Below are 23,756 nucleotides of genomic sequence, written 5' to 3'. Positions count from 1 at the left end.
GTCCATCAACTTGGGCGTGCTGCCGTCCTGGGCGTGGGGGTGCACGCGAGAACAAGAAGGGTGAGCGGGCAAGGGGAAGCGGCCCGTCGGAAGGCAGACGCAGTGCTTGTGGGACGAACGCACCTCGCGGTGCCATGGAATGCCCATTGCACCATCCAAGTGGATGGTGCTAGGATGGCGTCATGCCCAAGAAAAGCACATCCCTCGCTGCCATCACCAAGCCTGCCGACGAAAAGCTGACCATCAACATCGGCTGCGTGGACCTGGGCCAGATCGACTTGCTGGTGCAGGAAGGCTTCTATGCCAACCGCACCGACCTCATCCGCACCGCCATCCGCAACCAGTTGGCGGCGCAGACCGACGTGGTGCGCCAGGTCGTCTCGCGCCGGTCGATGGTGTTGGGCATCCAGCAATACACCGCTGCCGACCTGCAAGCCATCGAGGCGGCGGGGCAAAAGATGCAGATCCGCGTGCTCGGGCTCGCAGTCATTGCGCCGGATGTGACGCCGGCTTTGGCACTGGCCACCATCGAATCCATCACCGTGCTGGGTGCCCTGCATGCGAGTCCGGCCGTCAAGGCGGCGCTCGCAGGGCGCATCGGCTGATCCTCCCCCATTTCAACGAAGGAACGCATGAACTTCCATTTCAAGCAGACCATGGCCGAAGCGACGCGCATGGTGCGCGCAGGCAATCTTCGCGGCGCAACCGCCGTGATCCAGGCCGCGCTGTCGCGCAACAAGGCTGAGCCTTCGGATGCACCGCATGCAGACGCACCGCACGCTGCGACGACGGCGGCATTCGTCGATGCGGACCCCTTGGCCAGCGGAGTCAACGGTGCCAGCGGTGCCAACGCGGCCGGTGGCGCCGCTGGTTTCAAGGGCTTTAACGGCTTCAAGGGTTTCAAGGATTTCAAGGGCTTCAAACGCCCTGAGGCGGCCAATGGTGCAAAGGCGGACGGCTTCACGGATGTCGTCGACGTGCTCGCACGCTTCGTGCCGCAGCCCACACCGGATGAGGTCGTGGTCGACACGCCACCGCCGATCGTCGATACACCGCCCGGCGAAGGGCAGTTTCTTGCAGGCAGTTTTGCCATCGGGCATGACCACCGCGACTACAAGCTGTTCGTTCCCCCGCATGCAAGCGATCGCGCGCTGCCGCTGGTCGTGATGCTGCATGGCTGCACGCAGAACCCTGACGACTTCGCGGCCGGCACGGCCATGAATGATTTCGCGCTGTCCCAAGGCTTTTTCGTGCTGTATCCCGGCCAGTCGCGCCGGGCCAATCCGCAAGGCTGCTGGAACTGGTTCAAGCACAACCATCAAAAGCGCGACCGCGGTGAGCCGGCGCTGCTGGCCGGCATGACACGGGAGGTGATGGCCACATACCGCATCGACGCCGATCGCGTCTACGTGGCGGGGCTGTCCGCCGGCGGCGCGATGTCGGCGGTGTTGGGCGATGCCTATCCCGACCTGTACGCCGCGGTCGGCGTGCACTCGGGGCTGGCGGCTGGCATGGCCTCCGACCTGCCGTCGGCCATGATGGCCATGATGGGTGGAACCCCCGTCGTGGGCCGCCAGGCGAGCGGCGTGCCGACCATCGCCTTCCACGGTGATGCCGATTCAACCGTGCATCCGAGCAATGGCGACCACGTGATGGGCGCCTGCGTGGGGGACACGTGCGAGCTTGAAACGCAGCGCGTGAGCGCCGGCGGCGTTCGGGAAGCCACGCGCACGGTCTACCGGAGCGCCGACGGCCGGGTGCTGGCTGAAATGTGGAAGGTGCATGGCGCGCCGCATGCGTGGTCGGGTGGCAGCGCCAAGGGCTCGTTCACCGATGGCCAGGGGCCGGATGCGAGTGCGGAAATGCTGCGCTTCTTCTTCGATCACCCGCGCGCGCCTGCCATGTAAGCACGCGCTGCGCAAGCGAAAACCCTGGGTCCAAAGTGCACTCGCGCCTACAGGGCGCGGCGCATGTTGCGCCAGACTCGTGTCTCGCCGAACAGCACGGGGTTGTTCGGCCGCCTGCCTATTTCAGCGAGGTTTCCATGAACACCGACGACGTCAAGACCCCCCAGCAACTTGCTGACGAAGCAAAGGACACCGGGCTCGCTGCGCTCGACACCGCCAAGAACATCGCGCAAGCGTCTGCTGGCATCGGCGCCGATGCATTGGCGTCCGTCAAGGAAAGCCTGGCCGACAGCGCCAACGAGGCGAGCGAACTGGGCGCTGACGCCGCGGTTGCCGCACGCACCTATGCGCAAGAGGCTGAAGAAACAGCCAGGGATGCGATGGCCACCGCACGCGCCTATGCAAAGGACGCCGTCAACTCCGCGGGCAAGAAGATCAGCGAGGTCAAGGGCCAACTCGAGTCCGCGCGCCAGCAGGGCGAGCAATACGTGGCGGAGCAGCCAGTGCGCTCGGTGATGTTGGCGGCCGCCGGCGGCGCGTTGCTCACCGCGGTGTTCATCTCGTTCATGCGCGGCGGCCGGCGCTGAAGCCTTCTTCCGCAAATCAACGGCGGCCAGACAACGCGGTCCTACATCTTGATGCGTTCCTGACGCCGTTGTGCCCGCCGCCTCTCCCGGCACCATTGATCTCAATCCATGCACATCGCATGGTCTTCAAAAGGAGCGAGATCATGTTTGTGCTGGAGTACCTTCGCCGTGTTCATCCGTACCGCTTGCTTGCGCTCGCGGTGCTGGGCGCCATCGTGCTTGCGCAAGCGGCGGCGATGGTGATGGTGACCCAGGGGCAGGTCGAGAAGGCACAGGCGTTCTACGCCGAAAAGAAACAGAAGGAAGCGCTGCAGCGGGCATCGACGGACGTTGCGGTGTTGCAAGCCAGCGCCCGGTGAGCCACTGGCCTCACAGGCCAGTGGTCGTGATGCAACTATTAAATGCGGGACGCGCGTCAGCCCTTGGCGTGATCGGGTTGGCGTGCAGCGTCCAGCGCATAGATCGCGGGCTTGTCATGGCCCACTTTAGGGGTCGCTGCCGCCCCCTCCTGCAAAGACTGGTGTGCGGTGCCGTAGATCTCGCGTTCAAGCCGCTTGGCACGGTCTGAATACATGCGCGCCAGTGCGGCGTGGTGTTCGGCTGCGGCTTGATGTTCGAGGCGAGCCATGTGCGCTTCCTCGAGCAGCGCCATCGCGCGGCGGAGATGGCTGTTGCGATTGAATTGCAGAAAGTTGAACATCACGGATCCCCTTTGGGTGGAAGGCCGGGTACGGCAACTTCGACACCAGTGTAGGCCGTTCGGGCTCATTCGTGCATGCGGCCAAGAGCCATGATGCTTCAGCGCTACAGGTCGTTGGTCATACCCAATTCGGACGTAATACGCGTGACAAGTGCTTTCAGGCCGGCGACTTCCTGCTCGAGCCGCGCCACGTTGGCCTTGAGCGCGGCGATTTCCCCCAACGACACGTCGGCATTGCCACCGCCCGCTGCGGCCGATGCGCTGTAGACCTCTTCGGCCGGCGCGCCACTCAACAGATGAGCCCAACGGCTTTCCCGTGAACCTGGCAAGCGCTGCAACTTGACGACGAGGCTGCCAGCGGGCCGCTCCGCCATCTCGTCAAGGAAGCCTTCCACCGAAGAGATGTCTGCGAAGTTGTGCATGCGGTCGCACGCGATGCGAAGCTCGCCGGCCGTCTGCGGTCCGCGAAGCATCAGCACCGTCAGCAGGATGATCGATTGCGACGGAATGCGCAGCACGCCGTCCACGTTGTGCGCGTAGCGGAAGGCGCGGCCGCCGCTGCTTTCCGTTACGAGGCTGTAGCCCTTCAGGCTGTCGATGGCCGCCTGCGCATCCGCGTCCGATATCTCCATGATCGGATTGCGGCTCGTCTTCTGGTTGCAGCCGGAGACGAGGGCGTTGAGCGTCAGCGGATAGCTGTCCGGAACGGTGCGCTGCTTTTCGGCGAGAACACCGAGTACACGGGTTTCAAGAAGCGAGAGCGTGGGGATGGATCCGGACATGGCGTGACGTGACCGCAAGAACAACAAGGCGGCATTGTCGCTCGCTGGCAGGCTGTTGAAAGCCTGCTAGAAGCCGTAGAGCCGCGCCGGATTGTCGACGAGGATTTTTCGCTGCGTCGCTTCGTTGTGATCCGTGCAGGCGAGCATCCAGTCGAGCAGCGGCTTGTTGTCCGGCTGCGGCTTCACGTTGGGGTGCGGCCAGTTGCTGGCCCACAGGCACCGATCGGGGTAGCTGCTGGCCAACGTGCGCGCCAGCAGCGCGACGTCTTCGAACGCGGGGCTGCCGGTGCGTGAGCTTTCATAGGGCGCGGACAGCTTGATCCAGCAGTTGCCCGCATCGAGCAGGCGGCGCAGCGCCAGAAAGCCGTCGTCTTGCGGCGTGGTCGGGCCAAGGAATTTGCCGATGTGATCGATGACCAGCGGGCAGGGGAGCTTGCGCAGCGTCGCCTCATGCTGCGGCAGTTCGCGGCCATCGAGTTGCAGGTTGATGTTCCAGCCCAGCGGGGCAATTCTCGCGGCGATGGATTCGAGGCTGGACCACGGCAGCACGCCACCCGGCAGCATCATGAAGCGCACGCCGCGTGCCCCTGCGGCATGCATGCGCGCCAATTCGACGTCCGGCGTATCCGCGGGCACCACGACGATCGCGCGGGCCCCGGGACCCAGTTGCTCCACGGCGCCCAGCGTGCAGCGGTTGTCGAATGCGTAGCCCGTGGGCTGCACGATCACCACGCGCGTGAATTGCAGTTGCCGCTGAACTTCGCGGTAGTCCGCGACGGGCGCGTGAGGCGGCTTGAAGGTCGCCGTGGGCGCCAGCGGATACGCGTCGTCGAAGATGTGCACATGGCAGTCGCATGCGTTGTCGAAGCTCGCGGGCATGTGCTGGATCCTTCAGGTGGCGGTGCTGCGTTGCATCCATGCCTTCACGCGCGTGGCGTGGGCGGCATTGACGGCGCCGCGCGGCATCTCGCCGCGTTGAAGTGCGGCCAGTTGCGCGACGGTTTCCAGCGCCTGGTGTTCGACGGCCGGCAGGGTCAGACCGCCGATGTGCGGCGTGGCCAGCACGCGCGGATGCCGGGCCAGTTCGGGTGTCGGCATCTGGTCGGGCGCGCGGCCCACGTCGAGTGCGCAACCGGCGAGGTGGCCGACGTCGAGTGCCTTGAGCAGGGCTGCATCGTCGACCAGTTCGCCGCGTGCTGCATTGATGAAGAACGTGCCTTGCCGCATGGCCGCGAAGGCCGCTGCGTTCATGAGCTTGTCGGTCTGCGGCGTGGCGGGCGCCAGGCACACGACGAAGTCGGATTCGCCCAGCAGGGCCTGCATCGGCACCTGGCGCAAGCCGTCGTGCGCCGCAATGCTTTCCGGCGTGCTGACCCGCACCTGCATGCCCAAGGCCAGGGCGACGCGGCACAGGTATTGCGCGATCTGGCCGTAGCCGATCACGCCCAGCGTCGACCCGCGCAATTCGCGTCCCATGAATGGAGCGATGGGCGCGCCTTGACGCCAGGCTGCGGCGTACTGGCTCGTGCCACGCCCCAGGTCGATCATGGCGCCGACGATCCATTCGGCCACCGCCGGCACGAAGCCCGCGCTGGCTTGCGTCACGAGCACGCCATGCGCGCTTGCCGCCGCCACGTCGATCGTGCGAATGTCCACCGCGCAGCGAATGAACGCGGCCAGTTCGGGCAGTTGGCTGAACAACTCGGCCGGCGCGGGCGTTTGCCGGTACGCAATGATGGCGTCGCAGCCCTGCGCCGCAGCGATGAGTTCGTCCGTCGTCATGTCGCGCGCGTGGATGTTGAAGCGAACATCCGCAATGACGCGCAGCGCATCGGTGGCCTTGCGGCCGAAATACTGGCCTGCCTTGTCGGTTGGATGGGTAACGAAGACGGTGGTCATGTGGGTGTCTTGGCCGCTTTGGCCTTGGCCGACGTGGACGATCGAGGGGCCGCATCTTCTGAACGGGAAGGCGGCGCCGCCACCGATTCGCGCTGCGCCAGTTGCGTGGGCGCAAAGACCAGCGTGCGCTCGTCGGCCATGTCGGTGTCATCGCGCTGGCGCATCACGCGTTGCACCATCGCACGTGCCATCGCGCGCACCGGCAATTCGACGGTCGTCAAGGTCGGGTTGGAAAGGGTGGAAAGAAAAAGGCCGTCCATGCCGACGACCGACACGTCGCGCGGCACCGACAGGCCCGCTTCGCGCAGCCCGGCCATCAGGCCGAGCGCCATCAGGTCGTTGAGCGCGACGATGCCGGTGGGGCGCTTCGGTGCCGCCGCGATCTTGAGCGCCGTGGCGCGGCCGACTTCGGCAATGACCGCGTCGCCGTACTCGTTGAGCTGGCCGCCGTCGAGCACCTGCGCGCTGCCGCGCAAGCCCGCTGCCTCGGCCGCGGCGTAGAAACCGTCGATCTTGGCGCTGCGGCTCATCGTCATGCCTGCCACAGTGGCAAAGGCCAGCGCACGGTGGCCCCTGTCGATGAGGTGCTGCGTGGCCATGCGCGCCGCCTCGAAGTTGTCGGGCATCACGTGCTCCAGGCTCGATCGCTGGCCGGGCGTGGCGCCGCGGTCGTAGCTGACGACGACCATGCCGCGTTGTGCCGCCAGCTCGAAGTGGCGCTCGTCGGCCAGCGAGGAGATCACGATCACGCGCCGAACGCCTTGCGAGAACAGGTCTTCGAAGAAGGCGCTTTCTTTCTCGCGGTCGCGGTAGGTGCTGCCGATCAGCAGCCGGTAGCCGAACTGCTCCTGCGCCACGTTCTCGATCTCGCGGGCGATGTAGCCGTACATGGGGTTGGTGAGCGACGGCACGAGCAGGCCGATGAGCGGCGTCTGTCCCGTCTTGAGCTGCTGCGCGAGCTTGCTCGGCCGGAAACCGAGCGCTTCGATGGCGGCTTCGACGCGCGAGAGCGTCTCGGCGCGCATCCGGTCGGCGCGGCCGTTGAGCACGTTCGACACCGTGCTCACCGACACGCCGGCGCGCTTGGCAACGTCCTGGATCGTGGTCATGTCGTCGTTTGGCTAGAGTCCGAGCCGGCTGGGCAGCCACAAGGAAAAGGAAGGAACGAGCACCAGCAGGACCAGCGTCGCCAGCAGCACGGCAAGGTACTTCATCATAGGACGCGCGACGTCTTTCACCTGTGTGCCCGTCAGCGCGCAGGTGGCAAAGAGGCCGAGCCCGATGGGCGGCGAGAACAGGCCCAGCCCCATGGCAATGACCATCACCGTTCCGAAGTGCAGCGGGCTGATGCCCAGTTGCTGCGCAATCGGCGTGAGCAGCGGCCCGAAAATGATGAGCGCGGGCGCGCCTTCGAGCACGGCGCCAAACACAATCATCATCAGCACCGACAGCAGGATGAACATCACGCTGCCGTACTGGTGCGCAAAGGCGATCATCGAGCCGGAAACCAGCTGCGGAATCTGCTCGATGGTGAGCGCGAACGACAGGCTCGACGCCGCCGCCACGATGAACAGGATGCTGCCCGCCATGGACGCCGACTTCACGAACAGGCGCGCGATGTCTTTCACGCTCAGCTCGCGAAAGGCCGCGCTGCCCACGACCAGCGCATAGATGACCGCGAAGGCCGACACCTCCGTCGACGTGGCGACGCCGGAGGTCACGCCCTTGCCGATCATCCCGACCATGACGATGGCGACCAGCGCGCCGCCCAGCAGCTTGAGCAGGGGTGTTCGCGACTCGAAGGCTTCGTCAGGATTGATTTTGCGCCCGAAGATGACGGCCAATGCCGCCAGCGCGAGCGCCATCACGGCTGCAGGCACCAGCCCCGCCATGAACAGCCCAGCGATGGAGATGTTCGCCACGAAGCCCATGATGATCATGTTGATGCACGGCGGAATGGTCTCGGCCATGATCGCCGTCGACGCCAGCAGGCCGGCGGCTTCGTTGGGGTCTTGCCGCGTGCGCCGCACCGCGGGCATCACGATGCCGCCCACCGCCGCGATGTCCGCCAGCTTGGAGCCCGACACGCCCGAGAAGAAGGCCGTCGCCGTGATCGTGATGAGGCCCAGCCCGCCGCGCACCCGCCCGAAGATGCGCAGCAGCAACTCGATGAGGCGCGAGGACATGCCGTTGGACTCCATCAGCAACCCGGCCAGCACGAAGAAGGGAATGGCCAGCAGCACGAAGTGGTCGCTGCCCGCCATGACCTGCTGCGAATACACGAGCATGGGCAGCGATGGATCCGACAAGAAGTAGAGCAGCGACGAAAAAGCCAGCACGAAGCCGATGGGCACGCCCAGCACCAGGCTGCCGAAGAAGCCGGCCGCGAGCAGCAGCCCGTGCGACAGCGCATGGCCCGGCACCAGTGCATTCCAGCCGAACACCGCGGCCAGCAGCACCACGCTGGCCGCGAGCGTGCCGAACACGATGCGCGCCGGCCCGTTGAGCGCGTTGGCCACGCCGAAGATCGACATGAAAAAGCTGCCAACCACGACCGGATACACGTAGAGCCACTGCGGCAGCCCAAGCGACGTCGTCTGGCTGTAGGAATCGATGAGCAGCAGGATCGAGGTGTAGAACAGGCTCGCCGACACGCCCGCGATGATCCAGTGCGCCGTCTGGATCAGCGCCGGCTGCCAGCGCGCCGGCAGCATCTGGCGAAACAGGTCCACGCCCACATGCTGGCTGCGCGCCAGCACCGTCGCGGCGCCGAAGAACACCAGCACGATCATCAAAGCCCGCGCCACTTCCTCCGCCCAGTCGACGGGGTCGTGCAGCATGTAGCGGTAGACCACCGAGACAAACACCACCAACACGTCCACCGCCAGCACGATGCCCGAGAGGTATTCGATCTGGCGCGTCAGCCAGGCCAGCAAGCGTCCGGGATGCGTGTCGTGGCGAAAGCCCCAGCCCGGCAAGGCGGCGGGCGAATGGGGCAGGGCGGCGGCGAGGTCTGCGGACATCGATGGTCTTCCGTTCTTCCGTGCTTGCGTGCTTGCGTGCTTGCGTGCTTGCGCCGGTCAGTTGCCGCGGATGCGCTTGAGTTCCCCGGAGACCATCGCGATGGCGTCGTCGCCGATGGCCTTGGCGTGCGTCTCGTAGATCACGCGGGTCTTGTCGCGGATGCGCTGCATCTCCTGCGGGCTGATCTCGTTGACGGCCATGCCCTTGGCCTTCAGGTCCGCGACGCTGGTCTGGTTCTGCGCGCGGTTCACGCGGCGCTCTTCGTCGCGCCCGACGATGGCGCAATCGCGCAGCGCCGCCTGCTCGGCGGGCGAGAGTCCGTCAGACACCTTCTTGGACAGCAGCACGGCCAGAGGCGCGTAGGCGTGCTTGGTCAGCGTGAGGTACTTCTGAACCTCGTAGAACTTCATGTTCTCGATGTTGGCGTATGGGTTCTCCTGGCCGTCCACCGTCTTCGTTTCCAGCGCGGAATAGACCTCGGAGAAGGCCATCGGCACGGCGTTGCTGCCGAGCGTCTTGAAGGTGTCGATGTAGATGTTGTTCTGCATCACGCGCATCTTCACGCCGTCGAAGTCCTCGATGCGCGTGATCGGGCGCTTGGAGTTGGTCGTGTGCCGAAAGCCGTTCTCCCACCACGCCAGGTTGATGAGGCCCACCGCCGGCAGCTTGGCGGCGAACCAGTCGCCCGCCTTGCCGTCGAGCACCTGGTCTGCCTCTCGCTCGTTGTCGAAGAGGAAGGGCAGGTCGAACACGCCCAGCGCCGGCACGATGCCGACCAGCGGCGCCGTGGAGACGATCACCATGTCCAGCGTGCCCGAACGCACGCTTTGCGTGGCGGCGATGTCGTTGCCGAGCGCGGCGTCGTAGAAGGGCTGGATCCTGAGCTTGCCGCCGCTCTTGTCCTGCGCGCAGGCGGCCATCTTCTGGGCGCCGGTTCCCATGGGGTGCTCCTTGGGCACCGAGAGCGAGATGCGCAGGGTGCGGTCCTGGAACTGCGCGAGCGCGGGCGTGGCGATGAGTGCCGTTGCGGCGCTCACAGCGAGCCATTGAAAGAGCCGCTGGCGTGTCTTGCGTTGCTTCATGGGGTTGTCTCCTCGAAATATGCGTGACTCAACTCAGCCACTTCAGTGGCACGAGAACGAGGGCCGGGAACAGCACGAGCAGGAAAAGAACGATCAATTCGGCCCAGAGAAAAGGCCACAGCCCTCTCATGAGATCGCTCATGGGAATCTTCGCGACGCCGCAGATCACGTTGAGCACGATGCCCACCGGCGGCGTGATGAGGCCGATGGCGTTGTTCATGATGAACAGCACGCCGAAGTACACCGGGTCGATGCCGGCCTGCTTGATGACAGGCATCAGCACCGGCGTGAGGATCATCACCGTGGGCGCGAAGTCGAGCGCGGTGCCCACCACGACCACCACCGCCATGATGACGAACATCAGCAGTGTCTTGCTGCCCATGAAGGGTTGCAGCAAGGCGACGACCTGCGCGGGCACGTCCGACAGCGTGATCAGCCACGCCGACACGAGCGCCGCGGCAATCAGGAACACGATCACCGAGGTGGTCTTGGCGGCAGACACCAGCAGCGCGTAGATCTGGCGCAGGGCGAGTTCGCGATAGACCAGCGCGCCGACCACGAAGGCGTAGACGCACGCGGCCACGCCCGTTTCCGTCGGCGTGAGGATGCCGAACTTCAGCGCGCAGACGATGCCCAGCGGCATGACCAGCGCCCACACGCCGTCGATGCCGGCGCGCAGGCGCGCATCCCACGACTGGCGCGGCAACACGGTCACCTTGTCGTGTCGCACCACCCACTGCCATGCAATGGCCAGCGACACGCCCATCAACAGGCCGGGAAAGAAGCCGGCCAGGAAGAGCTTGCCGATCGATACGTTGGCGATGACGCCGAACATGATGAGCCCGATCGACGGCGGGATGACGGGCGCGATGACGCCGCCCGCCGCGATGAGGCCCGCGGCGCGCGGCACGTTGTAGCCGGCCTCGCGCATCATCGGGATGAGCAGCGTGCCGATGGCTGCCGTGTCGGCTGCCGCGCTGCCGGAGATGGCGGCCATCATCACCGAGGCGAACACGGCCACCAGGCCCAGTCCGCCGCGAAAGTGCCCGACCCAGGTCAGCGCGAAATGCACGATGCGCCGCGAGATGCCGCCCGCGTTCATCAACTCGCCCGCGAGCATGAAGAAGGGGATGGCGAGCAGCGGAAAGCTGTCGGCGCCTTCAAAGAGCTTCTGCGACAGGATGGTGGCGTCCATCTGCCCCTGCGACACCATCAGCGCCACGGCGCACACCAGCAGCGCGAACGCGATCGGCATGCCCAGCGCCATGGCGCCGAGCAGCGAGAAGGTGAAGACCGCGATGGTCACCGCGCCACCTCGAGCGGCTCATCGCGCTCGCTCACCTGCACCAGTTCTCGCTCGCCGATGTGGCCGGTGGCGATGCGGTAGAGCGTTTCCAGCGCCTGCAGGCCGATGCACACGCTGCACACATAGCCCATGCCGAAGATCCAGATCATCGACAGGCCGGTGACTGGCGCCGAGGTCGTGGCGTTGATGTCATGCTGATTCCATGTGCCCAGGAACAGGATGGCGCAGCACGCGAGGATCAGCACCTGGCTGGCGGCCAAGCACAGGAGCTTGCCGCGCCGGGGCAGCCGCGCCACCACGTTGTCCATGCCCAGGTGCGTGCCGTCACGCACGGCGACGATGGCGCCGATGAAGGTCAGCCACACGAAGAAGAAGCGCGAAAGCTCCTCCGAGACCACGATGCCGGAGTTGAAGACGTAGCGCAGCACGACGTTGCCGAACACCGTCAGCACCATGCCCAGCATCAAGGCGGCGAGCACGGCCTCGACGGCCTTGAACACGCGTGCCAGCACGGCGCGCATGGCTCAGGCTTTGTTGCTGGCAATGGCCGCGAAGAGCGGCGCCGTGCTGGGGTACTGCTTGGCGAAGTCCGCCCACAGCTTGTTTTCCATTTCCTTGCGCACGGCGGCGCGTTCGTTCGGCGCCATCGGGAAGAAGGTCATGCCCTTGCCCTTGAGGTCTTCGATGGCGGAGACCGCTTTCTGGTTGGCGATCTCGCGCTGCTGCACCGACGATTCGGCCACCGCCTGCATGAACTTGGGGCGCAAGTCGGCTGAAATCTTGTCCATGCCGCGCTTGCCGATCACCACCACCATGGGGCTGAAGAGGTGCTCGGTCTGCCAGCACGACTTGGTCACTTCGTTGAGCTTGCTGGCCAGCACGGTGCCCGCGTCATGCTCGAAGCCGTCGACAACGCCTGTCTGCGCCGCCATGTAAAGCTCGCCGAAGGGAATGGGCGTGGGGATGGCGCCCATGATCTTGAAGGTCTCGATGAAGGCCGGCGTGGGCAGCACGCGCAGCTTGACGCCCTTGATCTCCGCGAGCGACTTCACCTGCGTCTTGGTGTAGACGTTGCGCGGTCCGAAGTGCGAGGCCCAGGTGAGGATGGTGCAGCCCGCGCGCTGCTGCAGCATGTTGTTGAGCGAGGTGCCGACGGTGCTTTCCAGCACCTTGGCAGCGTGCGCGTAGCTTTCGAAGACATAGCCCAGGTCGAGCATGCCGATCTCGGGCAGGGCCGTGGCCCAGATGGAGGAGCCCGTCACCATCATGTCGATGGAGCCCACCTTCACCTGCTGCACCACGTCGCTTTCCTTGCCCAGCTGGTTGTTGGGAAAGTAATCGAGCTTGACGGCATCGCCCGTCGCGGCCTTGAGGTTGGCCTGGAAGCGCTGGTACCAGACGTAGTGCGCGGCGTTGTCATCGGCCGTCATGGACGAGGACATGCGCAGCGAGATCGGCGCCTGCGCCCGCACGATGGCGGGGAAGCCGGCCAGGGCGGGAAGGGCGGTGGCGGCCGCGGACTGCACGAATCGACGGCGCGAGAGCTGGGTCATGGCTTGTCTCCTGCTTCTGATTTAGTACATCGGTTTACTACATCGATTTACTGTATCGATTTACTAGACGGAAAACAGAGGGTTGTCCCGAAGCCGAGGCGTCTTCAGCTGTTAGTAAATGTTTCATGATGTAAAGTGCCGGCCGCAGCCGATGGGTGCTGCGCAAATCAGATGGCAGGAAGCGTTGTGGGTGTGATGAAGAACTGGATGGCGCGTGTGACGCGCTGCGGCCTGGGTGCGGCACTTTGCGCGTCGCTCGTTGCGTGTGGTGGCGGCGGCGGAGGAGGCGTTGGAGACGACGAGACCCTCTATCCGACCTTCACGTACGCGGGCCAGTCGGCCTATGTGCTGCATCCCACCGTCGTGCAGCCGAGGATCTCGGGGCTCAAGAATCATTCGCCTCGCTGCGCGCTTGTCGGCGGCCGCCTGCCTGCAGGCATGACGCTGAACAGGGACTGCACCCTGTCGGGCACACCGACGGAGATCGGGGCCTTTTCGTTCAACGTCGAGCTCGGCGCATCGGGCGTCAAAAACGAGCTTGTCTTCGGCCAGGGCATCGCCGTCTTCGGACCTTCGGTGATCTACAGCGCACCCGCCAGCGTGAACTTCGGGGAGGAGGTCGACTTCCGTCCGCTGAATGCAATATTCTGGGTTGCGCAACCGGGTGACAGCGTCACCTATGCCATCGCGGAAGGCGCGCTGCCCACGGGCCTCGGCATCGACGCAGCCACGGGCCGCATCCACGGCACGGCCGCGACCCAGGGCAGCTACAGCTTCAAGGTCTCGGCCACGGTGACCAACAGCGCCGGAACGGCACGTGTCGTCCAGGACTACCCCACGCAGATGAGCGTCGGCGGATTGGCGCTGAGCTATGGCAGCTACGGCGGCGTGAGCGCCTGGCTCGGGCTGCCCGTGTCGGTGGTGCCCACCGGGGCGCGTCCTTCCGGGCTGTCGTATGCATGGGCGGCTGGCGAAACCCCGCCCGCAGGCCTGCAGATCGACGCCACGACCGGCACGCTTTCCGGCGTGCCGAGCGCGCCTGTGAATGACGCCTACCGCATTGCCGCCACCGGGCAGGTCAACGGACATGCGGTTCAGGGCTTCGCTTACGTGAGCGTCTATGCGCGCTCGCCGATCACCTTGGCCTATGCGTACTGCCCCGGCTTCGTGGGAGAGCCTTTCCAGTGCGCGCCGACCATCGACAACATGTCCGGCCAAGCGCTCACAGGTGCGACGTACAGCTACACGCTGAAGGAAGGCGCATTGCCCGCAGGCTTTGTCCTGGACGCCAGCACCGGTGTCATCAGCGGTACGCCCACTGCAACGTTTTCTTCCCCGGGCAATGTCTACGGCCTGACGGTGGGAATCAACGGCGTCAGCTTCGATCTTGAAGCACAGCAGAACTTGCTGGCGATTTACTGAGGCGTGAGGCGGCGGGCGCATGGCCCGCGACAGGCGTGATGCGCATCCGCCGTACGGGCCGCCGCACGCGCTCGACCGCTTCGCGCAGCGTGAGGTGGATCACATCGCGCTGCGCGTGGCTCCCGCCCAGCCGATGCGCCATCTCGGGAACGCTCGCCAGCAGGGTGATGGCCAGCGTGAAGTTGCCGCGTCCAAAGGCCATCAATGCGCGGCAGGTCGGCAGGCCCACGTCCCGCGTGCTTTCGCCATGGCGCGTGGCCTGCGATTGCGAGCGCACCAGTGCCGATTCGAGATGCCGTGCCCGGTCCCAGTCCTGCGCACCGACAAAGGCCAGCGTGGCGTGCAGGTCGTTGAAGCTGCAGAACGCGTCGTCGATGTGCGGCGTCCACGCGGATGCCAGTTCGCTCCAACGCGCGGCGCCCGGATCGCCACCCGCCAGGCCGATGCGCCACAACAGCGCGGCTGCGTCGATCAGGTCTGACAACTCACCGCCATCGCTCGCGCGAATGTGCCGGTCATAAAGGGCGAGCGCCTGGTCGAACTGGCCCTGTGCGACATGGAACAGCGCCACGTGCCACCAACCATGCGTGGCGACCAGCGTGTCCTTGCCCCACGCCAGGGCGTGCTCCATCATCCAGCGCACGCCCTCGCTGGCGCGGTCGGTCATCTCGCAGACATGAGCGATCACGTGATGGGCCCGCGCATCGTGGGCGTCCAGTGCGAGGGCGGTGTGGGCGTCTTCCTCGGCCTGCTCGTATTCGCCGCACTCCTCGAGGCTGAAGGCGTGCATCGCCAGCACCGCGTGGTAGCCCGGCATGTCGCACGACCATGCCGGCAGCACGCCGGCCACCCGCGAGCGCATGCTCTCGGCGTCGCCCATGATGTGGTCGAACACGTGCGCCACCTGGAGCGCCAATGCGTCCCGCGGGTGCAGGTGCAGCAAGTCGCCCAGCAACATCCTTGCGCCGCCGTAGTCGTCGGCCAGCGCGGCGGCGATGGCGGCGATGTGGTGGCGCTCGCGTTCGTTCGTCGGCAGGCATGCGGCGCGCGCAAGCACCGCCCGCGCCTGCCGCACGCGCCGCGGGTCGCGGCTGCACAGCAGCAAATACGCGCGCAGCACGTGCGCCATCACGAAGTTCGGCGCCTCCTGCATCGCCGTAGCCAGATGCGTTTCAGCCCCGCAGCGCCAGCTTTGAAAGGCACCCAACGCACGCTCGTAGGCGGCGAGGGCAGTGTGGGTGGCGCCCGTGACGGGTTGCCCCAGTGAATCGATCCTGCTCATACCTGCACCCTCCGATGTGGTGACGTTGCCGGCGCGATGTTGAGGTTCATGCGCATGAGGTTGTCCGGGTCGAAGCGCTGCTTCACCGCCTGCAGGCGCTCGTAGTTCGTGCCGTAGGCCGCGGCCACGCGTTCCGCTTCGTCCTCGGTGAGGAAGTTGACGTAGCCGCTGCCGGTGGCATGGGGCGCCGCATCCTCGAAGGCGCGACGGGCCCACGCTCTCACGGTCTCATCGTCGTGCGGGCTGGACCAGCGGCCATGCACGTTCATGATGTAGTGCGCATCGCGTCCCACGAAGGCCGTTGCGTCGGGCTTGACCCGCGCCATCGCACCGCCGAGTTGCGCGATGAAGATCTCGCATTCCGGCCCGGGCAGGTTGCTGGCCGATGCGATCACCGTGTCGAGCGCCGCATCGCTCAGCGTGCTGAAGTTGTTCGACTTCCAATAGTTGCGTCCGCCCGGTGCAAGCAGCGGATCGAAGGCCTGCTGGAAGGCGGCGTAGGGTGCAGCGCCCAGGTGCGTGCCGACCGGGTCACCGAACTTCAGCACCGGCGCGGCCACCTGTTCGCCTTCTTCCACGTTGCCGCTGTACACCAGAGGAAAGATCACCACCTCCTTGCCATGCACGGACTCGGGCAGGAAGGGCAGGGGAGGCGCCTTGCGCATCACCATCCACACGCTCAGTTCGTCAGGCGCCTTCATCGTGAAGTCGCGCCAAGCGCGCAGCACCTGCCGCGCCTGCGAAAAGGGGTAGACCACCAGACCGCTGTAGACCTCGGGCCCGACAGGGTGCAGCTGGAAGTGGAAGGAAGTGACCACGCCGAAGTTGCCGCCCCCGCCACGCAGCGCCCAGAACAGCTCGGGCTGCGACTCGGCCGATGCGATGCGGATCGCGCCATCGGCCGTGACGACCGTTGCACTCAGCAGGTTGTCGATGCTCATGCCGTGGCGCCGCGTCAGCCAGCCGAAGCCGCCGCCCAGCGTGAGTCCTGCCACGCCGGTGGTGGAGTTGATGCCCAGCGGCACGGCCAGTCCGTGCGCCTGCGCTTCGCGGTCGAGGTCGGCGAGCAAGGCGCCGGCGCCCACGCGCGCGGTGCGCTTGGCCACGTCGATGCTGATCGTCTTCATGCCCGACATGTCGAGCATCAGGCCGCCTTCGGCCACCGCGTTGCCTGCGATGTGATGGCCGCCCCCGCGCACGCTCATCAGCATGCGGTGTTCGGCGGCAAAGCGCACCGCGGCCTGCACGTCGCTGTCCGTCAAACACCGCGCGATGATCGCGGGATGCCGATCGATGGTAGCGTTCCAGACCTTGCGCGCCGTGTCGTACGCTTCGTCCCCAGCGGTCAGCAACCCGCCGCTGATCTGCGACGCCAGCGCATCGATGTCGGTCCAGCTCACTTGCCGGACATCCTTGTCGAGCGAGAGGTAGTTCATGAATTGCATGGAGTGCTCCTGAGATGAATGAGTTGAAAAACCAGCCGTCGCAATGGCCTCGCAGCGGGTGCATTCATTCTTCGAATTCGGGCTGTAGCGCGCATCACTCCGCGTCCGGCGAAATTGACTGCGCGTCCGCGCGTGAGTGCGTTTTGTCACAGGGCCTTGATCGCGCGTCCGGCCGCCTTGACCGGAACACCGCGGCAGCACATCGATGAGCCAAGACACCTTGTCGGATGTCTTGCGCGGCGTGCGTCTGCGCGGCGCCGTGTTCTTCAACATCAGCGCCAGGAGCGACTGGGCGGCCGAGGCGCCGCCCGCAAGCGAACTGGCGCCACTGCTGATGCGCGGCGTCGACCACGTCATCGAGTACCACGCGGTGGCCCGGGGCACCTGCTGGGCCGCCATTCCCGGCGGGCCGTCGGTGCAACTGGGCGCGGGCGACGTCGTCATGTTTCCGCATGGGGACGCGCACGTGGTGTCGAGCGCACCCGGCATGCGCGCGCAGGCGGACCTGAGCTGGTTCCCCGGCATGCAGGTCGACCAGTTTCCGCTGCGCGTGGCCTACAACGGACCGGACGTGCTGCTGGCCGCGCCCAAGGAGTCGATGGAAAACGCCGAGACATCGATCGTGTGCGGCTTCATCGGCTGTGACCTGCAACCCTTCAATCCGCTGATCGATGCCTTGCCGCGCATGATGCATTTGCGCGCGACCGATGGCGACGCATGGATCGCGGCCTTCACGCAGCAGGCCGTGGCCGAGTCGCACGCCAAGCGCCCCGGCGGCGAGGCGATGCTCGCGCGCATGAGCGAGATGATGTTCGTCGATGCGGTGCGTCGCTATGCCGACAGCCTGCCGCTGGACAGCGCCGGCTGGCTCGCCGGATTGCAGGATCGCTTCGTGGGCAACGCGCTCGCCCTGATGCACCAGGAACCGGCGCGTGACTGGACCATCGATGAACTGGGCCGGCGCGTGGGCTTGTCGCGCTCGGCCCTGCATGAGCGCTTCACGCAGCTGGTCGGCATGCCGCCCATGCAGTACCTCGCGCAGTGGCGCATGCAGGCGGGTGCGCGGATGCTGCTGGAGACGCGCGCCACCGTGGCCTCCATTGCGCTGGATGTCGGCTATGACTCCGAAGCGGCGTTCGCGCGTGCGTTCAAGCGGCTGGTCGGCAAGCCGCCGGGTGTGTGGCGGCGTGAGCGCGACGATTCAGCGGCGTGAAAGAGCGGGGTCGTCGCAGCGCTTGTAGGACATCGGCGCATTCGAAACGCCTGCGCAGGGGATCGGCATACGTCTTGCGTGCGTCAAGAGCATTCGCAAGCCAAAGCGGCGATATGCCCCAAATGCTTGCACCGGTTGTCTCCTCCACCCTCCTTGGTGGATTTATCCCCGGGGCTTTGGCCCCGGGGATTTTCTTTTTTGGTGCATCACCTCACTGCATGAACCACCCGTGGCTCACCACCAGTGATTGACCCGTGAGCGCATTCGTCGGAAAGGCCGCGAACAGCAGCGCCACGCGGGCCACGTCGTCGGTGGTCGTGAATTCGCCGTCCACCGTTTCCTTGAGCATCACGTCCTTGATGACCTGCTGTTCGGTGATGCCCAGCGTCTTCGCCTGTTCGGGAATCTGCTTTTCGACCAGCGGCGTGCGCACGAAACCGGGGCAGATCACATTGGCGCGCACGCCATGTTTCGCACCTTCCTTGGCGACGGTCTTCGCAAGCCCGATGAGCCCGTGCTTGGCCGTGACGTATGGCGCCTTCAGCAGTGACGCCTCCTTGGAGTGCACCGAACCCATGTAGATCACGCTGCCGCCGCGGCCCTGTGCGTACATGTGCTTCAGGCACGCCTTGGTGGTGAGGAATGCACCGTCGAGGTGAATGGCCAGCATCTTCTTCCAGTCCGCGAAGCTGAACTCCTCCACCGGGTGCACGATCTGGATGCCGGCGTTGCTGATGAGGATGTCGATGCCGCCAAAAGCCTTGGCAGCCTCTTCGACGGCTGCGTTGACCTGCTCTTCGCTGGTCACGTCCACGCCCACGCCGATGGCTTGCGCGCCCGTTTCCCTGAGCTCGGCGGCGGTGGCGTCAGCCGCCTGCTTGTTGAGGTCGGCAATCACGATCTTTGCGCCTTCCTGCGCGAACACGATGGCGATTTCCTTGCCGATGCCGCTGGCCGAGCCAGTGATGAAAGCGACTTTGTCCTTGAGTTGCATCTCGGGTTCCTCTAAAGAATGAAATGGATGGAATGGGCGGATCGGTGGCAGGCAAAGGTCAGGCCAGGTAGTCGTATTCGACGGTGCCCAGCGCCAGCGTCATGTCGGCGATGCAGTGCACGGCCGAGACCACTTCGCGCACCGGCAGGTCTGCCACAGGCGCCAGTGCGTGCGGATGCAGTTCCAGCGACGCAGGGCCGGTCCACGCGCCATGAAGGGTGACGTCGACCATGTGGTAGCGCACGAGTTCGCAAATGCGCGCCGTGCCGTCGACGTGCGGAATGATCTTGAGCAGGAAGTTGGGTTGCGCGATGCCGGCCAGGATGGGTTCGGGCGCCAGCGCGCGGTGCTTGAAGCCCATGGTGGCCTTCGCGACACACACCTTGCCGTAGTCCAGCGTGCCGACGATGACGTCCGTTTCGTAGTCGAGCACGGGCGAGGCGAGCTTTTTCGGAAAGCCCCACAGTTCGCGCCCACCGGCAATGGGTGGATGGTCGTTGAGGTACATGGCGTGCACATACGCGCCTTGCTCGACGCCTTTGCGGGTGCGCAGTTGCACCGGAATGACCTGCCCGGATTCGGTGTAGTCGCCAAAGCCGGTGGAGTCGGGCATGCGGATGAACTCGTACTTCACCAGCGGCTCGATCACTTCGAGCGGCTCGGGCACGACGGCGCGCAGGGCGTCGATGTCGGTTCGGTAGGTCACGATGAGGAATTCGCGCCGCAGGAAGCGGTAGGGGCCCGGCGGAAAGGCGGGGCTGGTGAGCGGCATGGAAAAGGCCTTGCCGCGGACGTCGTCGATGAGCATCAGTTCCTTTCGCTTGCCGCAGCCATCGCGCGGGCGGTGAGCGGCCGTTTGACGCGGGGTGCGCCGGGTTCGCCAAGGTCGAAGGTGGTGACGCCATTGGTGTGCGCGTCGCTGTGCATCTCTTCGGGGTGCGCCATGGTGGTGTCCATGTCGCGCCGGCCAGCTTCCCAGTGTTCTTCCACCGTGGCGCGCGAGAACTCGTAGTCCTTGGAGTCGCCCTCGTAGGGCTTGTGCCGGTAGATCAGGTGAAAGATGTCGATGGGCGCATGCGTGAGTTGCGCCTGCACTGCCTGCACGCTGGGGTCCTTGCGCAGATGGCCCGGCAATTTGTCGATGAGGTCGGCAATTGCCTGCTGCAGGTTCACGTTGGCCGCGAGCGTGTCGGTGTTCAGGCGGGTACGGCTGGAGTAGGTGATGTCTTTTTGGCGCTCCATCACTTCTGACAGCGTGGTCGGCATGGCGCCGCGCGCGTTGAACAGGTCGACCTGAAGCACGACCAGCGGCTCGGTCTGCGGTTGGTTGTCCAGCACGTACTGGAGCGGCGTGTTGGAGACGATGCCGCCGTCCCAGTACGCTTCGCCATCCACCTCCACCGGCGCGAAGCCTGGCGGCAGGGCGCCGCTGGCCATGATGTGCTCGGGGCCGATCTTTTGCACCGAGTTGTCGAAGTAGATCGAGTTGCCGTTGCGCACATTGACGGCGCCCACGCTCAGCCGCATTTCGCGTGCGTTGATGCGGTCGAAATCGACGAGCCTCTCCAGTGTCTGCTTGAGCGGCGAGGTATCGCAATAGCTCAGCAAGGGTGCCGCGGCACCCATGAGCCACGCCGGTGACATGCGCGGCAGGAAGAAGCCCGGAACGCCGAACAGCGCGCCCAGATTGGCGCTCCACTGGTTGAGCGTGGCGCGGCTGGCCATCCATGCAGGCAGGCGCTGCGTCGGCCCCGAGGAAACGAGTTGCCAGAACTCGCGCATGCGCTCGACCCGCTTGTCGGGTGCGTTTCCGGCAATCAGCGCCGAGTTGATGGCGCCGATGGATACGCCAGCCACCCATTGGGGTTGCTGTCGATGCTGGCTCAGCGCCTCATACACGCCGGCCTGGTAAGCGCCCAATGCACCGCCACCTTGCAGCACCAGTGCCTTGCGGCCCCCGGCCTTGAGGGCCGTGGAGCTGAACTGCTTGGAGGAAGAGAGCGGCAGAGTGTCTTTCATGCAGCGATCGTAGGGATCGCGATTCCCTGTGAGTTGGCGCTGCGTCCCAATTGGTTCCCTGCAGTCCCAGGTCCTCATTCACGGCTAAGTACCCCATTTCATAAGTACGGGCACAAATGAAAGCGATGCGTTTCGTGTCAGGGCAAGGCGCAAACCGCAGCGATACCTTGTGGTATCGCGAGGATTTGCAACGCCGCCATGGCGCGAAAGGCGCGGTTTCATGTGCTTGTATTTATGAAAGGGGGTACCAAGTCATCAAGCCGCGGCGTACGCGGTGGCTGTGCGCTTGTCGAGCCCGTGGCTCCATACGGCAAGCGCCAGCCCGCCCAGCGTGAGCAGCGCGGCCGCCCAGCCCAGCGCGCCGAGCCCCGGTCCGCGGTCGATGACGACGCCACCCACCCAGGCGCCCAGCGCATTGCCGAGGTTGAAGGCCGCAATGTTCAGGCTCGACGCCAGGTTCTGGCCGGCGCCGGCCGCCTTTTCGAGCACGCGCATCTGCAGTGGCGCCACCGTCGCAAAGGCCGCGATGCCCAAAACTGCTGCAAAGACGACGGCCGTGACCGGCGTCTGCACGGCGAAGTGCGTGGTGCCCAGCACGACGGCCAGCGCCGCCAGCGTGCCGAGAACGGCCGGCATCAGCGCCCGGTCGGCCAGCTTGCCGCCCAGGATGTTGCCCAGCGCCATGCCGCCGCCGAACAGCAGCAGCACGGGCGACACGGCCGCCTCCGACAGACCGGTCACGCGGGTGAGCAGCGGCTGGATGTACGTGAAGACGGCGAACACGCCGGCGTAGCCGAAGACCGTCATGGCCAGCCCGAGCAGCACTTGCGGCTGGGCGATGGCAGCGATTTCGTCGCGCAGGGCCACCGGCTTTTCGTCGGCATCGGCGGCCTTGGCGCGCGGCACGAAGGCGGCCAGCACCCCGAAGGCGATCACGCCGATCACGGTCACGGCCCAGAAAGTCGCGCGCCAGCCGAAATGCACGCCCAGCCAGGCACCGGCAGGGACGCCCAGCAGCGTGGCGGCCGTGAGGCCGGTGAACATGACGGCGATGGCCGACGCACGCTTTTGCGGCGGCACCAGGCCGGTGGCGACCACCGAGCCGACGCCGAAAAAGGTGCCGTGCGCCAGCGAGGTGATGAAGCGCGCGCCCATCAGCATTTCGTAGTTCGGCGCGATGGCACAGGCGATGTTGCCCAGCGTGAAGATGGCCATCAGCACGAGCAGCACGGTCTTGCGCGGGATCTTGCGCGTGGCGATGGTGAGCACCGGCGCGCCGATGGCGACCCCGAGCGCGTAGCCCGAAATCAGCAGGCCGGCGGCCGCGATGGAGACATGGAGATCGCTGGACACCTGCAGCAGCAGGCCCATGATCACGAATTCGGTGGTGCCTATTCCGAAGGCACCGGCGGTGAGGGCGAGGAGGGCGATTGGCATGATGCCCCGTATGGTGGAGACAAACGCCTTCGATGACTAGAATGCCGCTTGGACGAACTACTGTGAATTGAATTCACGAATCACCAGCCATGCCCCGCACCGAAGTGAACCGTTCCGGCGAGATGGAGGCCTTCATCCAGGTGGTCGAGCGCGGCAGCTTCTCGGCCGCAGCCGGCGCCCTGTGCATGACCCCCTCGGCCGTGAGCAAGCTCATCGCCCGGCTCGAAGCCCGCCTGGCGACCCGCCTGGTGCATCGCTCCACCCGAAAGCTGCAGCTCACCCCCGAAGGGCGGCTCTACTACGAGCGCGGGGTGCGCGTGATGGCCGATATGGATGAAGCCGAGCGCAGCGCCGCCGCCGGGGCCGCGCCGCGGGGGCGGGTCAGCATCAACGCCAGCGTGTCCTTCGGCCAGCATGTGCTTATTCCGCTGGTCTGCCCCTTGCTCGAACTGCATCCACAGATCACACTTGACATTGTCGTGACCGACCGCGTGGTCGACCTCATGGATGAGCGCACCGACATCGCCATCCGCTGGGGGCGCCTGCCGCCGTCCGACCTCGTTGCCCGCAAGCTGGGCGAGACGGGGCAGGCCATCGTCGCCTCGCCCGCATACCTTGCCCGCCACGGCACGCCACACACCCCGCAGGAACTCATGTTGCATAACCGCCTCGGCTCCAACTACCGTCGCAACGTCCCTGACTGGCCGTTGCGCGTGGACGGGCGCCAGGTCGACGTGCCGGTGTCCGGCAACGTGCGCGCCGGCGACGGCGAGAGCCTGCGGCGGCTGGTGATGTCGGGCGTCGGGCTCGGCCGGCTGTCGCTCTACCACGTGGGCGCCGACATCGAGGCCGGTCGCCTCGTGCCCGTCATGGAGCCCTTCAATCCGAACGAGGTCGAGCCGATCCACGCGGTCTACCTCGGCAAGGGCGGACAGTTGCCCGCCCGCGTCCGGGCGGTGCTCGACTTCCTGAGCGCCAACGTCGTCCTGCACGGCGCCATGCCCCACACACCTCCCTCACCAACCGATTTCAAAGCCGCGCCTCCACGGCGCATCACAAAACGCAAACAACCGGTGGTCATATGAATGCTGAAGGTTTCGCACT

The 23,756-nt window shown here is 65.8% G+C and carries 23 protein-coding genes; 7 read left to right on the top strand and 16 right to left on the bottom strand.

Annotation, left to right across the window (positions count from 1 at the left end):
• Nucleotides 1–182: 182 nt before the first annotated feature.
• The 4 genes from QTI66_RS02565 to QTI66_RS02550 all read left to right on the top strand — a co-directional run bounded on the left by QTI66_RS02565 (nt 183) and on the right by QTI66_RS02550 (nt 2,853).
• Nucleotides 183–605, top strand: coding sequence for a ribbon-helix-helix domain-containing protein (locus QTI66_RS02565; protein WP_286557291.1), 423 nt, complete (start codon nt 183–185; stop codon nt 603–605).
• Between the two features lie 27 nt (nt 606–632).
• Nucleotides 633–1,907, top strand: coding sequence for an extracellular catalytic domain type 1 short-chain-length polyhydroxyalkanoate depolymerase (locus QTI66_RS02560; protein ID WP_286557290.1), 1,275 nt, complete (start codon nt 633–635; stop codon nt 1,905–1,907).
• A 137-nt stretch (nt 1,908–2,044) separates the two neighbouring features.
• A complete protein-coding gene (locus QTI66_RS02555; RefSeq protein WP_286557289.1) occupies nt 2,045–2,494 on the top strand; it encodes a hypothetical protein in 450 nt (149 codons plus the stop codon).
• Nucleotides 2,495–2,637: 143 nt separating this feature from the next.
• On the top strand, nt 2,638–2,853 hold the full coding sequence (locus QTI66_RS02550) for a hypothetical protein (protein ID WP_286557288.1): 216 nt from the start codon (nt 2,638–2,640) through the stop codon (nt 2,851–2,853).
• A gap of 56 nt (nt 2,854–2,909) precedes the next feature.
• Here QTI66_RS02550 and QTI66_RS02545 read toward each other — a convergent pair whose 3' ends face one another.
• From QTI66_RS02545 to QTI66_RS02500, 10 genes are all read right to left on the bottom strand, one after another.
• Nucleotides 2,910–3,194, bottom strand: coding sequence for a hypothetical protein (locus tag QTI66_RS02545; protein WP_286557286.1), 285 nt, complete (start codon nt 3,192–3,194; stop codon nt 2,910–2,912).
• 104 nt (nt 3,195–3,298) lie between these two features.
• Nucleotides 3,299–3,976 (bottom strand): YceH family protein, encoded by a 678-nt coding sequence (locus QTI66_RS02540; protein WP_286557284.1) that lies wholly within the window; start codon nt 3,974–3,976, stop codon nt 3,299–3,301.
• Between the two features lie 66 nt (nt 3,977–4,042).
• The gene (locus tag QTI66_RS02535; protein ID WP_286557282.1) at nt 4,043–4,855 is read right to left on the bottom strand and encodes an amidohydrolase family protein; all 813 of its coding nucleotides are present in this window, start codon (nt 4,853–4,855) and stop codon (nt 4,043–4,045) included.
• Between the two features lie 12 nt (nt 4,856–4,867).
• Nucleotides 4,868–5,875 (bottom strand): NAD(P)-dependent oxidoreductase, encoded by a 1,008-nt coding sequence (locus QTI66_RS02530; RefSeq protein ID WP_286557281.1) that lies wholly within the window; start codon nt 5,873–5,875, stop codon nt 4,868–4,870.
• Nucleotides 5,872–6,984: a LacI family DNA-binding transcriptional regulator gene (locus QTI66_RS02525; RefSeq protein WP_286557279.1), complete on the bottom strand. Its 1,113-nt coding sequence runs from the start codon at nt 6,982–6,984 to the stop codon at nt 5,872–5,874. The genes QTI66_RS02530 and QTI66_RS02525 overlap by 4 nt, the downstream gene beginning before the upstream one ends.
• 12 nt (nt 6,985–6,996) lie before the next feature.
• Nucleotides 6,997–8,898, bottom strand: coding sequence for a TRAP transporter large permease (locus QTI66_RS02520; protein ID WP_286557277.1), 1,902 nt, complete (start codon nt 8,896–8,898; stop codon nt 6,997–6,999).
• A 57-nt stretch (nt 8,899–8,955) separates the two neighbouring features.
• Entirely contained in the window at nt 8,956–9,981 is a 1,026-nt protein-coding gene (locus QTI66_RS02515) for a TRAP transporter substrate-binding protein (RefSeq protein ID WP_286557275.1), read from the bottom strand.
• A gap of 28 nt (nt 9,982–10,009) precedes the next feature.
• On the bottom strand, nt 10,010–11,287 hold the full coding sequence (locus tag QTI66_RS02510) for a TRAP transporter large permease (protein WP_286557274.1): 1,278 nt from the start codon (nt 11,285–11,287) through the stop codon (nt 10,010–10,012).
• Nucleotides 11,284–11,808, bottom strand: coding sequence for a TRAP transporter small permease (locus QTI66_RS02505; RefSeq protein ID WP_286557273.1), 525 nt, complete (start codon nt 11,806–11,808; stop codon nt 11,284–11,286). Before QTI66_RS02505 ends, QTI66_RS02510 begins: the two co-directional genes overlap by 4 nt.
• A 3-nt stretch (nt 11,809–11,811) precedes the next feature.
• Nucleotides 11,812–12,840: a TRAP transporter substrate-binding protein gene (locus QTI66_RS02500; RefSeq protein WP_286557272.1), complete on the bottom strand. Its 1,029-nt coding sequence runs from the start codon at nt 12,838–12,840 to the stop codon at nt 11,812–11,814.
• A gap of 171 nt (nt 12,841–13,011) precedes the next feature.
• Here QTI66_RS02500 and QTI66_RS02495 point away from each other — a divergent pair, with 171 nt between their 5' ends.
• A complete protein-coding gene (locus tag QTI66_RS02495; protein ID WP_286557271.1) occupies nt 13,012–14,262 on the top strand; it encodes an Ig domain-containing protein in 1,251 nt (416 codons plus the stop codon).
• Here the strand turns inward: QTI66_RS02495 and QTI66_RS02490 are convergent.
• Together QTI66_RS02490 and QTI66_RS02485 are read right to left on the bottom strand one after the other, a co-directional pair.
• Nucleotides 14,216–15,544, bottom strand: a complete 1,329-nt coding sequence (locus QTI66_RS02490) for a tetratricopeptide repeat protein (RefSeq protein ID WP_286557270.1) — start codon at nt 15,542–15,544, stop codon at nt 14,216–14,218. The two genes, QTI66_RS02495 and QTI66_RS02490, sit on opposite strands and share 47 nt — an antisense overlap.
• Complete coding sequence (locus QTI66_RS02485) at nt 15,541–16,989, bottom strand: FAD-binding oxidoreductase (protein WP_286557269.1); 1,449 nt, start codon at nt 16,987–16,989, stop codon at nt 15,541–15,543. Before QTI66_RS02485 ends, QTI66_RS02490 begins: the two co-directional genes overlap by 4 nt.
• 205 nt (nt 16,990–17,194) lie before the next feature.
• Between QTI66_RS02485 and QTI66_RS02480 the strand changes: the two genes are divergently transcribed.
• Entirely contained in the window at nt 17,195–18,202 is a 1,008-nt protein-coding gene (locus QTI66_RS02480; protein ID WP_286557268.1) for an AraC family transcriptional regulator, read from the top strand.
• Between the two features lie 211 nt (nt 18,203–18,413).
• On the opposite strand, the gene QTI66_RS02475 is transcribed toward QTI66_RS02480, so the two are convergent.
• The 4 genes from QTI66_RS02475 to QTI66_RS02460 all read right to left on the bottom strand — a co-directional run bounded on the left by QTI66_RS02475 (nt 18,414) and on the right by QTI66_RS02460 (nt 22,652).
• Nucleotides 18,414–19,196 carry a 3-hydroxybutyrate dehydrogenase gene (locus QTI66_RS02475; RefSeq protein WP_286557267.1) on the bottom strand — a complete coding sequence of 261 codons (783 nt, stop codon included), beginning with the start codon at nt 19,194–19,196 and terminating at the stop codon, nt 18,414–18,416.
• Nucleotides 19,197–19,254: 58 nt separating this feature from the next.
• Nucleotides 19,255–20,004: an acetoacetate decarboxylase gene (locus tag QTI66_RS02470; protein WP_286557266.1), complete on the bottom strand. Its 750-nt coding sequence runs from the start codon at nt 20,002–20,004 to the stop codon at nt 19,255–19,257.
• On the bottom strand, nt 20,004–21,215 hold the full coding sequence (locus QTI66_RS02465; RefSeq protein WP_286557265.1) for a patatin-like phospholipase family protein: 1,212 nt from the start codon (nt 21,213–21,215) through the stop codon (nt 20,004–20,006). The genes QTI66_RS02470 and QTI66_RS02465 overlap by 1 nt, the downstream gene beginning before the upstream one ends.
• A 255-nt stretch (nt 21,216–21,470) precedes the next feature.
• Nucleotides 21,471–22,652, bottom strand: a complete 1,182-nt coding sequence (locus tag QTI66_RS02460; protein ID WP_286557264.1) for an MFS transporter — start codon at nt 22,650–22,652, stop codon at nt 21,471–21,473.
• Between the two features lie 89 nt (nt 22,653–22,741).
• Here QTI66_RS02460 and QTI66_RS02455 point away from each other — a divergent pair, with 89 nt between their 5' ends.
• Nucleotides 22,742–23,737 (top strand): LysR family transcriptional regulator, encoded by a 996-nt coding sequence (locus tag QTI66_RS02455; protein WP_286557263.1) that lies wholly within the window; start codon nt 22,742–22,744, stop codon nt 23,735–23,737.
• Nucleotides 23,738–23,756 lie beyond the last annotated feature (19 nt).

It is taken from the genome of Variovorax brevis, from assembly GCF_030317105.1.
Taxonomy (GTDB): domain Bacteria; phylum Pseudomonadota; class Gammaproteobacteria; order Burkholderiales; family Burkholderiaceae_C; genus Variovorax; species Variovorax brevis.
The sequence above is the reverse complement of the archived record's forward strand: the minus strand, read 5'-3'. Positions and strand labels throughout refer to the sequence as shown.

What these genes read in the sequence shown, in the direction of transcription:
- QTI66_RS02565 (WP_286557291.1), top strand. Translation starts at nt 183, where the DNA reads ATGCCCAAGAAAAGCACATCCCTCGCTGCCATCACCAAGCCTGCCGAC.
- QTI66_RS02560 (WP_286557290.1), top strand. Translation starts at nt 633, where the DNA reads ATGAACTTCCATTTCAAGCAGACCATGGCCGAAGCGACGCGCATGGTG.
- QTI66_RS02555 (WP_286557289.1), top strand. Translation starts at nt 2,045, where the DNA reads ATGAACACCGACGACGTCAAGACCCCCCAGCAACTTGCTGACGAAGCA.
- QTI66_RS02550 (WP_286557288.1), top strand. Translation starts at nt 2,638, where the DNA reads ATGTTTGTGCTGGAGTACCTTCGCCGTGTTCATCCGTACCGCTTGCTT.
- QTI66_RS02545 (WP_286557286.1), bottom strand. Translation starts at nt 3,194, where the DNA reads ATGTTCAACTTTCTGCAATTCAATCGCAACAGCCATCTCCGCCGCGCG.
- QTI66_RS02540 (WP_286557284.1), bottom strand. Translation starts at nt 3,976, where the DNA reads ATGTCCGGATCCATCCCCACGCTCTCGCTTCTTGAAACCCGTGTACTC.
- QTI66_RS02535 (WP_286557282.1), bottom strand. Translation starts at nt 4,855, where the DNA reads ATGCCCGCGAGCTTCGACAACGCATGCGACTGCCATGTGCACATCTTC.
- QTI66_RS02530 (WP_286557281.1), bottom strand. Translation starts at nt 5,875, where the DNA reads ATGACCACCGTCTTCGTTACCCATCCAACCGACAAGGCAGGCCAGTAT.
- QTI66_RS02525 (WP_286557279.1), bottom strand. Translation starts at nt 6,984, where the DNA reads ATGACCACGATCCAGGACGTTGCCAAGCGCGCCGGCGTGTCGGTGAGC.
- QTI66_RS02520 (WP_286557277.1), bottom strand. Translation starts at nt 8,898, where the DNA reads ATGTCCGCAGACCTCGCCGCCGCCCTGCCCCATTCGCCCGCCGCCTTG.
- QTI66_RS02515 (WP_286557275.1), bottom strand. Translation starts at nt 9,981, where the DNA reads ATGAAGCAACGCAAGACACGCCAGCGGCTCTTTCAATGGCTCGCTGTG.
- QTI66_RS02505 (WP_286557273.1), bottom strand. Translation starts at nt 11,808, where the DNA reads ATGCGCGCCGTGCTGGCACGCGTGTTCAAGGCCGTCGAGGCCGTGCTC.
- QTI66_RS02500 (WP_286557272.1), bottom strand. Translation starts at nt 12,840, where the DNA reads ATGACCCAGCTCTCGCGCCGTCGATTCGTGCAGTCCGCGGCCGCCACC.
- QTI66_RS02495 (WP_286557271.1), top strand. Translation starts at nt 13,012, where the DNA reads ATGGCAGGAAGCGTTGTGGGTGTGATGAAGAACTGGATGGCGCGTGTG.
- QTI66_RS02490 (WP_286557270.1), bottom strand. Translation starts at nt 15,544, where the DNA reads ATGAGCAGGATCGATTCACTGGGGCAACCCGTCACGGGCGCCACCCAC.
- QTI66_RS02485 (WP_286557269.1), bottom strand. Translation starts at nt 16,989, where the DNA reads ATGCAATTCATGAACTACCTCTCGCTCGACAAGGATGTCCGGCAAGTG.
- QTI66_RS02480 (WP_286557268.1), top strand. Translation starts at nt 17,195, where the DNA reads ATGAGCCAAGACACCTTGTCGGATGTCTTGCGCGGCGTGCGTCTGCGC.
- QTI66_RS02475 (WP_286557267.1), bottom strand. Translation starts at nt 19,196, where the DNA reads ATGCAACTCAAGGACAAAGTCGCTTTCATCACTGGCTCGGCCAGCGGC.
- QTI66_RS02470 (WP_286557266.1), bottom strand. Translation starts at nt 20,004, where the DNA reads ATGCTCATCGACGACGTCCGCGGCAAGGCCTTTTCCATGCCGCTCACC.
- QTI66_RS02465 (WP_286557265.1), bottom strand. Translation starts at nt 21,215, where the DNA reads ATGAAAGACACTCTGCCGCTCTCTTCCTCCAAGCAGTTCAGCTCCACG.
- QTI66_RS02460 (WP_286557264.1), bottom strand. Translation starts at nt 22,652, where the DNA reads ATGCCAATCGCCCTCCTCGCCCTCACCGCCGGTGCCTTCGGAATAGGC.
- QTI66_RS02455 (WP_286557263.1), top strand. Translation starts at nt 22,742, where the DNA reads ATGCCCCGCACCGAAGTGAACCGTTCCGGCGAGATGGAGGCCTTCATC.